The organism is Edwardsiella sp. EA181011 (assembly GCF_000800725.1).
Taxonomy (GTDB): Bacteria; Pseudomonadota; Gammaproteobacteria; order Enterobacterales; family Enterobacteriaceae; genus Edwardsiella; species Edwardsiella anguillarum.
The window spans coordinates 2,655,532-2,669,483 of record NZ_CP011364.1 but is presented as its reverse complement, the minus strand read 5'-3'; the positions used below and the strand labels follow the sequence as shown (position 1 = coordinate 2,669,483).

Genomic DNA, 13,952 nt, shown 5'->3' with positions numbered 1-13,952 from the left:
CCCTAGCGCGCGGCGCGTATTCCTCCAGCGATCCCCTGTGGGGAGAACAGAACCTGCCAGAGTTGGATATCGCGAGCGCGGAACGCCCCGGCGCAGGCACACAGATAGTAGTTGAACATGCGGAAGAAGCGTTCGGAGTAGCGTTGCTGCAGCGCCGGCCAGGCAGCGAGGAAGCGCTGTTGCCAGGCCATCAAGGTACGGTCGTAGTCGGCGCCGATGTTATGCCAGTCCTCCATCACAAAGAGCGGCTCACTGGCCCGGGCGATGTGGCGTAGCGAAGGGATACAGCCGTTGGGGAAGATATACTTATTGATCCAGGGGTCGACATCCGGCGTGGTGCGGTTGGCGCCGATGGTATGCAGCAGGAACAGCCCGTCATCCTTGAGATTGCGCCGTGCGACGGCGAAATAGGTGGCATAGTTCTTTGGTCCGACGTGTTCGAACATGCCGACGGAGACGATGCGATCGTAGCGCGCGTTCAGATCGCGGTAGTCCTGCAACAGGATGCGTACATCCAACCCGTGGCAGCGTGCGGCGGCCAGCTTCTGCTGTTCGGCCGAGATGGTCACCCCATCGACCCGCACCCCGTAGTGGCGGGCGGCGTAGGCGGCCAGCCCCCCCCAGCCACAGCCGATGTCCAGCAGGGCCATGCCGGGACGCAGCTGAAGTTTCTCACAGATCAAACGCAGCTTATCCCGCTGTGCCTGCTCCAGGCTCTCGGCCTGCTTCCAATAGGCGCAGGAGTACTGCATCTCGGGATCAAGCATCTGGCTGAAGAGGTCGTTGCCCAGATCGTAGTGTTCGCGCCCCACCGTCCAGGCGCGGCGGCGAGACTGCAGGTTGGTCAGGCGGGCGCCGGCGACGCGCAGGGTGTCGCGCCAATGGTACGGTAGCTGACGCTCCAAGCCGGCGCGCAATACCTTATGAAAGAAGATATCTAGTCGTTCGCATTGCCACCAGCCATCCATATAGCTTTCGCCGAGCCCCAGCGACCCCTGCTGCAGTACACGGCGGTAAAAATGCGGATGGATAACCTGGATATCATAGGGCCGCTCACCGTTGAGTGTGATCCCGGCCCGGCCCAGCATCTCGCTGGCGATGCGTTGCCAGGTGTCATTCTGTTCGCTGATCTCTTCTACACATGATGCGCTCATCGTTGCTCCCTCGCCAAATCGGATGGACGGTCAGCCTGATGGCGTCGCCGGCTTTTCAGCGAGCGGAGGGCTGTTGCTGTCCACGGCCTGCTGCGTAAAACGCAAGGCTGGTCACATTCTGTTCAGTATAGGCCGGAGGGAAAAGAGGCTCAAGGCGGGGAGGAGACATTGCCAGACGCGCCGGGAGACCCAGCGCGTCGGCGTGGAAATCAGCGGCGGGAGAGGGCGTGCTGACCGCGCTGCTGTTCGCGGCGTTTTTCCAGCATAGTTGTGACGCTGTCACTTTTAAGCCAATACCCCAGCGCAACCAGCGGAATGGTGCCGGCCATGATGGCGGAGGTCGCCAGCAGCGGCATGTGGATCAGCGCCGACACCAGCAGGCTGGCCAGGAAGCAGACGCCCAGCTGCAGCGTGTTCTGCAGCGCCGCCGCTTTGCCGCTGTTGTTTGGGAAGGGCGTCAGGGCGCTGGCCACCACGATAGGATAGATAGCGCCGTTCATCATCGCCATGACGCAGAACGGGACCAGCAGCGTTAGCAGGCCGGGCTGGTAGCTGAGGGCCATCACCAGCATCGCCAGCATGCTCAGCGAGTAGATCACCAGCAGCCACGGCAGCAGCAGGGTACCGCCGATGCGGCTCAGCAGCGCCCGGCAGCCGTATCCGCCCAGCAGGAAGGCGATGGTCTGCGGTACATAGCTCAGGCCGATATCGTTCGGGCTATAGCCCATCTCGCCCAGAATAAACGGCGAGCCGGTCAGCCAGGCGAAGAAGCCGGCGGAGCAGGCGGCGTAGATCAGCACGTTGCCGCTGAAGACATTAGAGCGCATCAGGCGCAGGAAACCGATGCGCGGCGCCTGACGGTTAGCCGCCGCCCGGTGCTCCTGCAGACACAGGGTCGGGATCATCAGCAGCAGAGTGATGGCGAACAGCACGGCGAAGATAGCCTGCCATTCAAAGTGGTTGAGCAGCCAGGCGCCGAGCAGCGGCGCCAGCGCCGGCGACAGGGCGACCAGCGGCATGACCGTGGCGAAGACGCGGTTGGCGACCCCTTTGCTGTAGCGATCGATAACCAAAGCCTGCCAGGTGACCGCCGCGGAGCAGACCCCGACGGCCTGCACGAAGCGCAGGATCAGCAGCTGGGTGGTATTGCCGACCCACAGCATCCCCAGGCAGGCCAGGGCGAACATGCCCAGCCCTAACAGCAGAACCGGTTTGCGTCCGATGCGATCGGAGAGCGGTCCCCACAGCAGCTGCGCAAAGGCAAAGCCGGCCAGAAAGATGCTCAGGCTGGCGCTGATGGCGCCAGCGGAGGCGCCCAGGTCGTGGCGCATGGCGCCAAAGGCGGGCAGATACATATCGGTGGCCAGGTACCCCAGCATACTGAGGCCAGCCAGATAGATCATAAAACCTGATTTACTTCTCATTATTTTGACTCGTTATGAATATGTTGCAGGCGGAGAATGTGACGGGTGAGAGTTTATGGGCTGACGTCAGCGTTGTGAAACGCTATTATTTGGCATGATGGATGAAAATTTTTGAAAGCATAATATCGAGGGGCTGAACATGTGGTCAGAATATTCGCTGGAGGTGGTGGATGCGGTTGCCCGCACCGGGAGCTTCAGCGCGGCGGCGCAGGAGCTGCATAGGGTGCCCTCTGCCGTTAGCTATACCGTACGTCAGCTGGAGAACTGGCTGGCGGTACCGCTGTTTGAACGACGTCACCGTGACGTTGAGTTGACCGAGGCCGGGGCGTTTTTTGTCGATGAGGCCCGCAGTATTATCAAAAAAATGAATGCCACTCGGCGCCAGTGTCAGCAGGTCGCCAACGGCTGGCGCGGTCAGTTCCATGTCGCGGTGGATCGCATCGTCCGTCCGCAGCGTTGCCAGCAGCTAGTAGTGGACTTTTACCGTCACTTCCCCGATATGGAGCTGATGATCCACAGCGAGGTGTTCAACGGCGTGTGGGACGCGCTGATCAACGGGCGGGTTGAGGTGGCGATCGGCGCGACGCGGGCGGTACCCGCCGGCGGGCGCTACGCCTTCCGCGATATGGGCTTTCTGCGCTGGCGCTGCGTGGTCAGCCCCGACCACCCGCTGGCCGCGTTTGACGGCGAGGTGGACGACGACCGCCTGCGCCCTTTTCCGGCGCTGAGCATCGAGGATACCTCACGGACGTTGCCCAAGCGGGATACCTGGCTGCTCGATAACCAGCGGCGCTTGGTGGCGCCGGACTGGCCGTGCGCCATCGACTGTCTGGAGGCCGGGCTGTGCGTCGGCCTGATGCCGGCCCACGCCGCCGAGCCGCTAATTGCCGCCGGGCGCCTGCATGCGCTGCGCCTGTGCCAGTCGTTTCCCGACAGCGCCTGCTGTGTGACCTGGCAGGATCACAGCCGTTCGCCGGCCCTTGAGTGGCTGCTGGAGTATCTGGGCGATACCCGTACCATGAATCAGGAGTGGCTTATGCCGCAGCCAGCGTGACGATCCGTCCGTCGGGCGGAACGTCGGCGCGATCGTGGGTGACTAGGATCGCGGGAATGGCGCGTTCGGCGATCTGCCCGTAGACCCAGCGGCGAAAACGGCGGCGCAGCGGGGCGTCCAGGCGGGAGAAGGGCTCATCGAGCAGCAGGGCCGAGGGCGCGGCCAGCAGCGTGCGCAGTACGCTGATGCGCGCGCGCTGCCCCCCTGAGAGGGCGGCGGGATAGCTGGCGCCCCGTCCGGCCAGCTCCGCCTGCTGCAGCGCGCGCGTCACCGCCTCATCCGATACCCCCGGCGGCAGGGCAAAACGCAGATTCTGCGCTACAGTCAGGTGTGGGAACAGAACATCATCCTGAAACAGCAGCCCGATCCCGCGCCGCCAGGGCGGCACGCGGCTCAGGCTGCGCCGATCCAGCCAGACTTCGCCGCGGGCGACCAGCGGCGGCTGCAGATGGCCGCCGATCCCGGCCAGCAGGGTGGATTTGCCGCAGCCGCTGGGGCCCATCAGCGTGACGATCTCCCCCGGCGCGACCGTCAGCGTCAACGGTGCCAGCAGGGGACGCCCGGCCAGTTCGACGCTCAGCTGGCGGAGATTAAGGGTGGTCATGCGACGTTGCTCCTCGTATACCGCGCCGCGGCAGCCACAGCGCCAGCAAAAATGCCGGCAGCGGTAGCAGGGTTTGCCACAGGGCGCCGATGGCGGCCAGGCGGCGATCGATGCCGCTGGCATAGGCGACGGTTTCCGTGGCCAGGGTCGGCAGCCGCCCGGCGCCCAGCCCCAGCGTCGGCAGATACATGCCGACGCTGACCGCGATGCCAAAGGCCACCGTCAGCCGCAGCGCCGGCAGCATCTGCGGCAGCTTAATCCGGTAAAAGGCCTGCCAGGGCGTCTTACCTAACGCCAGCGCTACCCGGATCTGACGCGTATCGAAACGCAGCCAGGCGCCGGACAGCGTCAGCAGGTAGTAGGGGGTGACGAACAACAGCTGGCCATAGATAACCAGCGGGTAGCTGCCCAGCAGCTGGCTGCGGGCGGCGAAATACTGCAGGCCGAAGATCAGCCCCATCTGCGGCAGCAGCAGCGGCAACAGCAGCCAGGCACCGGGGGCCCGCCGTCTCAGGGCATACCACTCCAGCGTGCCGAGCGCCAGGATCAGCGCCAGCAGATTGACCGCCAGCGCGATGCACAGGGTATGCCACAGCGGGGCGCTCCAGTCACTGAGGCTGTACAGCCAGCTGTCATAGCGCCACTGCTGCGGCCAGCGTTGCGCAAAGGGCCAGCGCTGGGCCAGCGAAATCAGCACCAGCATCAGGTAGGCCGCAGCGGTCAGCGCCAGGGGCCAAAAGGCGGCATAGGCCGCTGACCCGCCGAGGGCGACGCGTCGTCGCGGGGGCCGGCGGCCCACGGCGACCCACAGGCGCTCTATGCCATACCAGAGCAGCAGCGCCAGCGCGTTTAAGAGCATCAGCAGCAGCGCCCCGAGGGCCGCTAGCGCCGTCTGCCCACCGTCGGCAATCCACTGCCACAGCAGCTGCGCAAACAGCAGCGGCCGCTGCGGACCGAGCAACTGCGCCAGATCCAGCGCCGACAGGGCAAAGGCCAGGACGCAGAACATGGGCAGGCGTAGCCCCGGCAGCAGCTGCGGAACCACGATACGTCACCAGCCCTGCGCCGGGGGATAGCCCAGCGCGGCGCCGATACGCAGCTGCCGCGGCGCCGCGCAGCGGGCGGCCAGATTCAGGGTAAGCAAATAGAAAAAGGGGGTCTCTTTTAACAGCAGGAGCAGCGAGAGGCTCAGGCCGTAGGGATCGTTGGGAAGCGGCAGGTCGGGCGGCTGCTGCCAGCCAAACAGCGGCGCCATCAGGCGCCACAGCAGGCCGGTTGGCGCCAGCAGCATCAGCAGGCCGGTGGCCAGGGCGATGTGGGGGGCCGCCAACAGCAGCGCCGGCGCCAGCGCATGCTGACGCTGACGCCGCAGGGTGAACCCGGCCAGCGCCAGCGCCAGCAGCAGGGCACCGGCGCTGGCCCCCAGCGCTATCCACAGCGACAGACCGAGGCTGTGACCGAGCGCGGGCCACTGCAGCAGTCGCTGCAGCGCCTGTCCTGCATCCTGTCCGGTCAGCGGCAGTAGGGTTGCCGGGACCATCGCCGCCAGCGGCAGCGCGCCGGACAGCAGCACCAGCGCGGGAAACAGGACTAGCCGAGACACGCGCTTAGCGGCGGTAGTCGATGAACGGTCCGTCGGCCACGGAGCGGCGCTCAACCAGCTTAGGATGTACTTCGATGGTTTGGGCGTCCTCGCGCTTGCTGGTAATGCGATCGAGCAGCATGTCGAACGCCATGGCGCCAAGGCGCTCCTTGGGCTGATGAATGGTGGTCAGCGCCGGGGTAAAGTAGCGGGCGTTGCGCACGTTATCGTAGCCGATGACGGAGATATCCTGCGGTACGCGCAGTCCCATCTCATCCGCTGCGCAAATGGCGCCCATCGCCATGATGTCGCCGCCGACAAACACCGCCGTCGGACGCTGTTTCTGCGCCAGAATGTTTTGCATCGCCGCATAGCCGGACTCCGGCTCGAAGTCGCCTTCGACCAGCCATGACTCCTGCGGCGTGATATTGGCCTCCTGCAGCGCCTTGAGGAAGCCGCGCAGTCGACCGCCGCCGGTGTTGCGCGATACCGGGCCGGTGATGGCGCCAATGTCGCGGTGGCCACGCTCGATCAGGTAACGGCCGGCCAGATAGCCTCCCTCGAAGGCGTTGTCCTGGATAGCGTCGGTAAAGTCGCTGCGGCGGGTTCCCCAGTCCATGACCACCATCGGGATGTGGCGGTAGTCCTCCAGGATCTCCAGCAGGTTTTCCGGGTATTCGGAGCACATCACCAGCAGGCCGTCGACGCGTTTCTGCGCCAGCATGGCCAGGTAGGCTTTCTGCTTCTCCAGATTATTGTGGGAGTTACACAGGATCAGGGTATAGCCTTGGCTGTAGCAGCTATTCTCTACCGATTCGATGACCTCGGCAAAGTACGGCGCCTCGCTGGAGGTCGCCAGCAGGCCGATGGATTTGGTGTGGTTGACCTTCAGGCTGCGGGCAACGGCGCTGGGGGAGTAGTGTAGTTCTTTAATGGCCTCCCAGACGGCGGCTTTGGTCTCGTCGGCGACAAAGCGGGTTTTATTGATGACGTGAGACACCGTGGTGGTCGATACGCCTGCGCGCTTTGCCACATCTTTAATCGTTGCCATGAAACAAATGACTCCTGGGCGTACGCGCTGCGTCGCCGTTTTGTTAATCGTTTGCCTGCGTGCATCGGAAAATACGCCTGACAGCGCGGCTCGGCGCCGGCGCGTTTGCGCAATAGGGTGACGTTTGCCATTTCTTGTTTAGAATTATAGCGTCGGCACGCGGCAGTAAACCGCAAATTCTGTCTGATCTCAGGCAAAAGGGGAAGCACTAATTGGCGATTTGCGCAGGATGTAATCATAAGATTTTCTGCGTGTTTTAAGATGTGATTTATGTAAAAATGATTTAACACGGGTTTTGTGCGAACTTTCAAGTCAGTAAAAATTGATCCGGAACGTAAAACATGAGGTGTCAGGATGGAAAACGATCTGAAGTATTCTCTGGTAACAACGGTGGTGGCGCTGGCGCTGATCGTCGTGGCCAGCCTGATCGCCGCACTGCACTAAGTCAGCGGGTGGCATAAATAAAAAAGGCGCTCGGTGAGCGCCTTTTTTATCTCTGCGGCCGGTTACGCCAGATTCTGGGCGACGAACTCCCAGTTTACCAGCGCCCAGAAGTTTTCCAGGTACACCGGGCGAGCGTTACGGTAGTCGATGTAGTAGGCGTGCTCCCATACGTCCACGGTCAGCAGCGGCTTGTCGTCGCCGGTCAGCGGGGTCGCGGCGTTAGCGGTGTTGACGATGGCCAGGGTGCCGTCCGCCTTTTTCACCAGCCAGGTCCAGCCGGAGCCGAAGTTGCCGACGGCAGACTTGGTCAACGCGTCTTTGAACGCGGCAAATGAGCCGAAGGCGGCGTTGATGGCGTCAGCCAGGGCGCCGCGTGGCTCGCCGCCGCCGTTCGGGGAGAGACAGTGCCAGTAGAAGGTGTGGTTCCACACCTGAGCGGCGTTGTTAAAGATACCGCCGGAGGCGCTCTTCACGATCTCTTCCAGCGATTTCCCTTCGAACTCCGTGCCTTTGATCAGATTATTCAGGTTGACCACATAGGCGTTGTGGTGCTTACCGTAGTGGTATTCCAGCGTTTCGGCGGAGATATGCGGTTCCAGCGCATTCATGGCGTACGGTAATGCAGGTAATTCAAATGACATAGCTCTCTCCTTAATGCTTCTGTGGCAAGACGGTTAATCCGTAAGCAACGCACGTAAGACGCCGCCGGCGGTTAGACAAAAATGAAAAAATCTTGTTGTCCGCTTGTTATGGTTTGTGATTCTAGCAAGTTTTGCCGTGAAAGACAGGGGGCAGGTGTATTTTAGCTGACTGAGTGGCGAAATGTGTAGCAGACACGCGGTGAAAACGGCGCGTGGAAGCCGGGTGTCGGGGGCCACCGCGGGGGGAGATGCCGTGGCGAGAGCGTTAGCGGATGGTTTTCGGGGTCATGACGCGGCGGGCGCCCAGGTAGTGATCCTGCCAGTAGTCATCGCCCAGATAGCTGACGCGAATCTCCTCGCCGGTGCGCGGAGACTGAATAAATTTGCCGTTGCCCAGATAGACGCCGACGTGATCGGCGGCGCCGCGCCCGTGGATCTGAAAGAACACCAGATCGCCGCGCTGCAGCTCGGCGCGCTTGACCGGCGCGGCGTCGCGCAGGTGGTACATCTCGTTAGCGGTGCGCGGCATTTTGATGTTCAGCAGATCCTGGTAGGCGTAATAGATAAGGCCGCTGCAGTCAAAGCCGGTATGGGGAGAGGTGCCGCCCCAGCGGTAGGGTTTACCTATCTGACGCATCAGCTTATTCATCGCCGTCTGTTTGGCGTGCTGATAGCGCTTCTTGTGCAGCGGACTCATGTGGATCGGCTGGCTATCCTCATGGCGGCCGGCTGCGTGGCGGGCCGTCTTAAGGGCCGAGGGGCGGCCATAGGCTTTTTTGCCCCGGTGCGACGCCGCCTGTGCGCTTGCGTGCCGCGCAAGGGGTTTCTCGCCGCGGTGGCGCGCTTTTGCCCTGTGCTCGGCGGCGGCGTGCTGCGGCGCAGCCGCCGTGCGGTGGGGAGTGTGCGCCGCGCGCTTCTCCCGGGCGGGGAGATGAGACGCCGCGCTGCGGCTCTTCTGCGCCCCGGCATCTGCCCTGCGTTTTTTACGCTCGCCGCTCTGGCTGTGGCCAGCCGTGGCTTTTCGCTGATCGGCGATGACTTTGTGTGCCGGTGACGCAGTCGCTGAGGTGGTAAACCATTGGGTAAACAGCAATACAAAGAGCGCAACGAATAGACGCATGATCAGTCGCTTCCAGGCTAAAAACTAAAATAAAAACGCTGAAACAGTATTAATTAAAATATGCTGAACATAACAGTACTGATGTTTACGTATTCGCGTCTAATTGTGAGTAAATATTTCAATTGTCTGATTTAGCGACAGAGAGGGCTTTTTTACAGTGAGATTACCTATTAAAAAATGCTTGAGCAGGATAATGGGCGAATAATGTGCGGCTGGCGGAGAGGCGATGCGCTGCCGCGGCAGCGCGCTGTGCAATAGACCCTGCAAAAGATGGTGTTTTTTTCCTGCCTCGCCCGCCGCTACAATAGTGCAATCCGACGCCGCGCGTCCTGCGGCGGGCGGGGGAGGCGCCTTTCGTGCCCCATCCCTTGTCTGCCGCGGTCGACGCGGGCGATAATGACAATATACTGCGTTACCGCTATAACACTGGATATTTAAGGAAGTAAAGACCATGACTACTATCGAAAAGATTCAGCGCCAGATCGCCGAGAACCCGATTCTGCTGTATATGAAAGGCTCACCGAAGCTGCCGAGCTGCGGCTTTTCTGCGCAGGCGGTGCAGGCGCTGTCTGCCTGCGGCGAGCGCTTTGCCTACGTGGATATCCTGCAGAACCCGGACATCCGCGCCGAGCTGCCGAAGTTTGCTAACTGGCCGACCTTTCCGCAGCTGTGGGTCGAGGGTGAGCTGATCGGCGGGTGTGACATCGTGCTGGAGATGTATCAGCGCGGCGAGCTGCAGACGCTGATCAAAGAGGCCGCGGCGCGCCACGGCTCAGCGGCGCAGGACAACGCCTGATCGCGCGGCGTTAGGCCATGTAAAAAGGCGCCGCAGGGCGCCTTTTGCATATCGGCAGGGGCCGCTTGCTAGAGGATCATCGCCGCCGCCCAGCCGAAACCGAGCAGCGGCAGGTTGTAGTGCAGGAAGGTGGGCACCACCGAATCCCAGATGTGATCGTGCTGGCCGTCCATATTCAGCCCAGAGGTTGGCCCCAGGGTGGAGTCAGAGGCCGGCGATCCGGCATCCCCCAGCGCCCCGGAGACGCCGATAATGGCGATGGTCGCCATGGGGGAGAAGCCAAAGGCAATGCACAGGGGCACATAGATTGCCGCGATGATCGGCACCGTGGAGAAGGAGGAGCCGATGCCCATGGTGATGACCAGCCCGACCACCAGCATCAGAAACGCGGCCAGTCCCCGGCTGCCGCCGATCGCCCCCTCGATGGAGGTCACCAGCGTATCTACGCTGCCGGTGGCTTTGATCACGGCGGCGAACCCGGAGGCAGTGATCATGATAAAGCCGATCATCGCCATCATATGCACCCCGCGGGTAAAGACATCCTGAGTATCCCGCCAGTGGATCACGCCGCCGAGAATAAACACCACAAAACCCATCAGCGCTCCGAGCACGATGGAGTTGGTCGCCAGCTGTACTCCTAGGGCGGCGATGATGGCGACAACGGCGACCCATACGGCCCGTAAATGAATACGCTTATGCTCCGGCTCGGCGGAGAGGATGCGCCCTTCGCTATAGCGGCGCGGCCTGCGGTAGCTGAAGAAGATGGCCAACAGCAGACCGAACAGCATCCCCAGCCCCGGCAGCAGCATGGCGCTGGGCACCTGGGCGGCGGTGACCTGCAGCCCATTCTCATTGAGGTTTTTCAGCAGAATATTGTTCAGGAAGATGCCGCCAAAGCCGATCGGCAGCACCATATAAGGGGTGATCAGGCCAAAGGTCAGCACGCAGGCTACCGCGCGCCGATCGAGATTCATCCGCGAAAACAGGTGCAGCAGCGGCGGGATCAGAATGGGAATAAAGGCAATGTGGATGGGGATCAGGTTCTGCGACGAGATGGCGATCAGCGTCAGGATCAGCAGCAGACCGTATTTAAACCAGAACAGGCGGTGGGTGCTCGGCGCCAGCCCCATGCGGCGGATCACGCCGTGGGCCAGCACGTCGGTGATCCCGGAGCGCGAAATCGCGACGGCGAAGGTACCCAGCATGGCGTAGCTGAGGGCGATCTCCGCGCCGCCGCCCAACCCACCGCTGAAGGTGGCGATCGTGGTGTCCAGCGTGAGACCGCCGCTCAGGCCGGCAACCAGCGAGGCGACGATCAGGGCGATCACCACGTTGACCCGCAGCAGGCTGAGGAGCAGCATTACGACCACGGCAATTACAACAGCATTCATAGACGTCAATGTCCTAAAAGTCGTTCAAGGCAATAGCAGGATTATTAGCATGTTTCCGTGCGTGGCACGACAAAAAAATACCCTGGCGTGACCTTTTCCCCGCCGCCGCGGGGCGGAATAAAAAACGCCCGCGGAGCGGGCGTGGTCTGCGGGGGGCGGCTATGCCTCCGCGGAGAGGTCGGCATCGTTCAGGCCAGCCGGGGGCCAGCCGCCCAGGCGTTTCCAGCGGTTCACCAGCTCACAGAACAGCGTGGCGGTCTGCTGGGTGTCATACAGGGCCGAATGGGCCTGGGCGCTGTCGAAGGGGATCTCCGCGCTGATGCAGGCCTTGGCCAGCACCGTTTGGCCGAGAACCAGCCCGCTGAGAGCGGCGGTATCGAAGGTGGCGAACGGATGGAATGGGTTGCGCTTCAGCCCGGCGCGCTCTGCGGCCGCCATCAGAAAGGAGTGGTCAAAGTGGGCGTTGTGGGCCACCACCACCGCGCGATTGCACGCCTGATCTTTAATTCCCTTGCGCACCATCTTAAAGATGGCGTGCAGCGCGGTATATTCGCTGACGGCGCCGCGCAGCGGGTTGTGTGGATCGATACCGTTAAAGGCCAGCGCCTCTGGCGAGAGCACGGCGCCCTCAAAGGGAGCGATATGAAAATGCAGGCACTGATCGGTTTCCAGCCAGCCGTCGTCGCTCATTCGCAGAGTGACGGCAGCAATTTCCAGCAGGGCGTTGCAATTGGCGTCAAAGCCCGCGGTTTCGACGTCGATGACGACCGGGTAAAAGCCACGAAAGCGCGCGCTCAGCGCGTTGAGATTAGAGGTGTCAGCCATGGGTTCGTTGGTGTCTTTATTTTGAATGCAGCGCGTATTATGGCAAATTTCGCCGTGTTTTACACGGGGATGGCCAATGAGAAGGGGGGCGGGCGGCACATATTGCGTCCGCCCGGGTGAAAGGGACGGGGCGTTAGCGGCCCAGCCCTTCGCTGGCCGAGCGGTTTTCGATCAGCTCGATTTTATAGCCGTCGGGATCTTCGACAAAGGCGATGATCGTATGGCCGCCCTTGACCGGGCCCGCCTCACGGGTAATGTTGCCGCCGGCGCGGCGGATCTGTTCAACGGTAGCGGCGACGCTATCGACGCCGAGGGCGATATGGCCGAAGGCGCTGCCCATCTCATAGCTATCGACGCCCCAGTTATAGGTCAGCTCGATCACGGCGCCTTGGCTCTCATCGCCATAGCCGACGAAGGCAAGAGAGTATTTATAGGCTTCGTTTTCGCTGGTGCGCAGCAGGCGCATGCCCAGTACCTGGGTATAAAAGTCGACGGAGCGCTTCAGGTCAGTGACCCGCAGCATGGTATGAAGTACACGCATAGTTATCCTCAACGCTGACAAAGTAAAAAGACGTTTCAATAGTGTCACAGCGGCCGCCGGCTTGGCAACGCCAAACCCGCAGGGCTGGGTGGTTTGGCGAAGCGTCTATTGCGTGGATCCCGGCGGGTCACCGGCGCGGCGATCCGCGGGTGGCGTAGGGCGGTGACGGACCCAGAGGCGCTTTAACACTTTTAATAGATTAATTGTTATCATAATGGCTTAAATAATTATTTGATGTTTCTTCCCGGCATTGGATGAAATTTGTGTGATAGATATTTATGTTGCATTTTTATCATGCAGGTTAAATCAATAAATGAGGCGTCGGTGGGCGGGGGCGACGGCGCGATCGCCCGCCCAGCCTGTGCGTAGCAGGCCTAGCGCATTCTCGTGGTGTATTATGTGATAGGCCACGATTAATTTTGATATATTTGCAATATGTATGTTTATTAATGAGCAAACAATAAGCATGAATAAGATTTTTTTCATTATTTTGCTTTATATTGTTTAGCTAACTGGTTAATATTATTCGCACGCAACCGCTCGGCTATCGATGCTTTTGGCGTCCATAGACGTGGGGGAGTGCATCACAAAGGAATTGGCCGATATGTACCCGGCACGGGCATCGGGATGATGATGCGTTACCGTTCGGTGCCATAGCCGAAAGGAGCTCGCCGCCTGAAGCCTGACCGCTGCGTTTCACCGGAAGGGGGAAACCAACGGGCATCGCGCCGCCGGATCCGGTCCATAGGGGAGCAGCACGCTGAGTCGTGGCTTCTGGACACGGGACGGTGATGACGGTGTATCGGGTTTATGGATTAGCACGCTCATTATAAGGAGATTAAATTGGAATCAACATTGGGGTCGGATTTATCACGGTTGGTGCGTGTATGGCGCGCCTTGATCGATCAGCGACTGAAGCCGCTGGAGCTGACGCAGACGCATTGGGTGACGCTGTATAACATTCATCGCCTGCCGCCTGAGCAGTCACAGATTCAGCTGGCCAAGGCGATTGGCATTGAACAGCCGTCACTGGTACGTACGCTGGATCAGCTGGAAGATAAAGGGCTGATTACTCGACATATCTGTGCTAACGATCGCCGCGCCAAACGCATTAAGCTGACGGACGGTGCCGAACCCGTGATTAAGGAAGTGACCGACGTGATTTCGCTGACGCGCAGTGAAATCCTGGACGGTATCTCAGCGGATGAGGTCTCGCTGTTGACCAGTCTGGTCGAACGTCTGGAGCAGAACATTATTCATTTACAGAATAAATAAACAGCGCCGCGTTCGAGCAGTCAAAAAAAAACCGGAAGGCATGCCTCCGG

Annotated in this window: 15 protein-coding genes; 4 read left to right on the top strand and 11 right to left on the bottom strand. The window is 61.1% G+C overall.

The window, feature by feature from the left end; all coding sequences use genetic code 11:
- Positions 1 to 2: 2 nt before the first annotated feature.
- Together cfa and punC are read right to left on the bottom strand one after the other, a co-directional pair.
- Positions 3 to 1,154 carry a cyclopropane fatty acyl phospholipid synthase gene (gene cfa, locus QY76_RS11725; RefSeq protein ID WP_045427679.1) on the bottom strand — a complete coding sequence of 384 codons (1,152 nt, stop codon included), beginning with the start codon at positions 1,152 to 1,154 and terminating at the stop codon, positions 3 to 5.
- A 209-nt stretch (positions 1,155 to 1,363) separates the two neighbouring features.
- On the bottom strand, positions 1,364 to 2,578 hold the full coding sequence (gene punC / locus QY76_RS11720) for a purine nucleoside transporter PunC (protein WP_045427682.1): 1,215 nt from the start codon (positions 2,576 to 2,578) through the stop codon (positions 1,364 to 1,366).
- Positions 2,579 to 2,717: 139 nt separating this feature from the next.
- Here punC and punR point away from each other — a divergent pair, with 139 nt between their 5' ends.
- A complete protein-coding gene (gene punR, locus QY76_RS11715) occupies positions 2,718 to 3,632 on the top strand; it encodes a DNA-binding transcriptional activator PunR (RefSeq protein ID WP_034163475.1) in 915 nt (304 codons plus the stop codon).
- Here punR and QY76_RS11710 read toward each other — a convergent pair.
- From QY76_RS11710 to purR, 4 genes are read right to left on the bottom strand one after another with little or no spacing between them, the layout of a single operon-like run.
- Entirely contained in the window at positions 3,613 to 4,236 is a 624-nt protein-coding gene (locus QY76_RS11710) for an ATP-binding cassette domain-containing protein (RefSeq protein WP_034163474.1), read from the bottom strand. The two genes, punR and QY76_RS11710, sit on opposite strands and share 20 nt — an antisense overlap.
- On the bottom strand, positions 4,223 to 5,281 hold the full coding sequence (locus tag QY76_RS11705) for a hypothetical protein (protein WP_235439387.1): 1,059 nt from the start codon (positions 5,279 to 5,281) through the stop codon (positions 4,223 to 4,225). Before QY76_RS11705 ends, QY76_RS11710 begins: the two co-directional genes overlap by 14 nt.
- Positions 5,282 to 5,287: 6 nt before the next feature.
- On the bottom strand, positions 5,288 to 5,839 hold the full coding sequence (locus QY76_RS19330; RefSeq protein WP_235439386.1) for a hypothetical protein: 552 nt from the start codon (positions 5,837 to 5,839) through the stop codon (positions 5,288 to 5,290).
- Positions 5,840 to 5,843: 4 nt separating this feature from the next.
- Positions 5,844 to 6,869 (bottom strand): HTH-type transcriptional repressor PurR, encoded by a 1,026-nt coding sequence (gene purR / locus QY76_RS11700; protein ID WP_034163472.1) that lies wholly within the window; start codon positions 6,867 to 6,869, stop codon positions 5,844 to 5,846.
- Between the two features lie 354 nt (positions 6,870 to 7,223).
- Here purR and QY76_RS18770 point away from each other — a divergent pair, with 354 nt between their 5' ends.
- The gene (locus tag QY76_RS18770; protein ID WP_095666566.1) at positions 7,224 to 7,313 is read left to right on the top strand and encodes a YnhF family membrane protein; all 90 of its coding nucleotides are present in this window, start codon (positions 7,224 to 7,226) and stop codon (positions 7,311 to 7,313) included.
- A gap of 62 nt (positions 7,314 to 7,375) precedes the next feature.
- On the opposite strand, the gene sodB is transcribed toward QY76_RS18770, so the two are convergent.
- Both sodB and QY76_RS11690 read right to left on the bottom strand, forming a co-directional pair.
- A complete protein-coding gene (gene sodB / locus QY76_RS11695) occupies positions 7,376 to 7,954 on the bottom strand; it encodes a superoxide dismutase [Fe] (protein ID WP_045427688.1) in 579 nt (192 codons plus the stop codon).
- A 265-nt stretch (positions 7,955 to 8,219) separates the two neighbouring features.
- Complete coding sequence (locus QY76_RS11690) at positions 8,220 to 9,074, bottom strand: C40 family peptidase (RefSeq protein ID WP_034163470.1); 855 nt, start codon at positions 9,072 to 9,074, stop codon at positions 8,220 to 8,222.
- A 451-nt stretch (positions 9,075 to 9,525) separates the two neighbouring features.
- Between QY76_RS11690 and QY76_RS11685 the strand changes: the two genes are divergently transcribed.
- On the top strand, positions 9,526 to 9,870 hold the full coding sequence (locus QY76_RS11685; protein WP_015461457.1) for a Grx4 family monothiol glutaredoxin: 345 nt from the start codon (positions 9,526 to 9,528) through the stop codon (positions 9,868 to 9,870).
- A gap of 68 nt (positions 9,871 to 9,938) precedes the next feature.
- Here QY76_RS11685 and QY76_RS11680 read toward each other — a convergent pair whose 3' ends face one another.
- From QY76_RS11680 to gloA, 3 genes are all read right to left on the bottom strand, one after another.
- Positions 9,939 to 11,261, bottom strand: coding sequence for a Na+/H+ antiporter family protein (locus tag QY76_RS11680; protein WP_049648822.1), 1,323 nt, complete (start codon positions 11,259 to 11,261; stop codon positions 9,939 to 9,941).
- 159 nt (positions 11,262 to 11,420) lie between these two features.
- Entirely contained in the window at positions 11,421 to 12,086 is a 666-nt protein-coding gene (rnt, locus tag QY76_RS11675; RefSeq protein ID WP_034163468.1) for a ribonuclease T, read from the bottom strand.
- Between the two features lie 133 nt (positions 12,087 to 12,219).
- Positions 12,220 to 12,627 (bottom strand): lactoylglutathione lyase, encoded by a 408-nt coding sequence (gene gloA / locus QY76_RS11670; RefSeq protein WP_034163467.1) that lies wholly within the window; start codon positions 12,625 to 12,627, stop codon positions 12,220 to 12,222.
- An 843-nt stretch (positions 12,628 to 13,470) separates the two neighbouring features.
- Here gloA and slyA point away from each other — a divergent pair.
- A complete protein-coding gene (gene slyA, locus QY76_RS11665; protein ID WP_034163466.1) occupies positions 13,471 to 13,902 on the top strand; it encodes a transcriptional regulator SlyA in 432 nt (143 codons plus the stop codon).
- Positions 13,903 to 13,952: the final 50 nt, after the last annotated feature.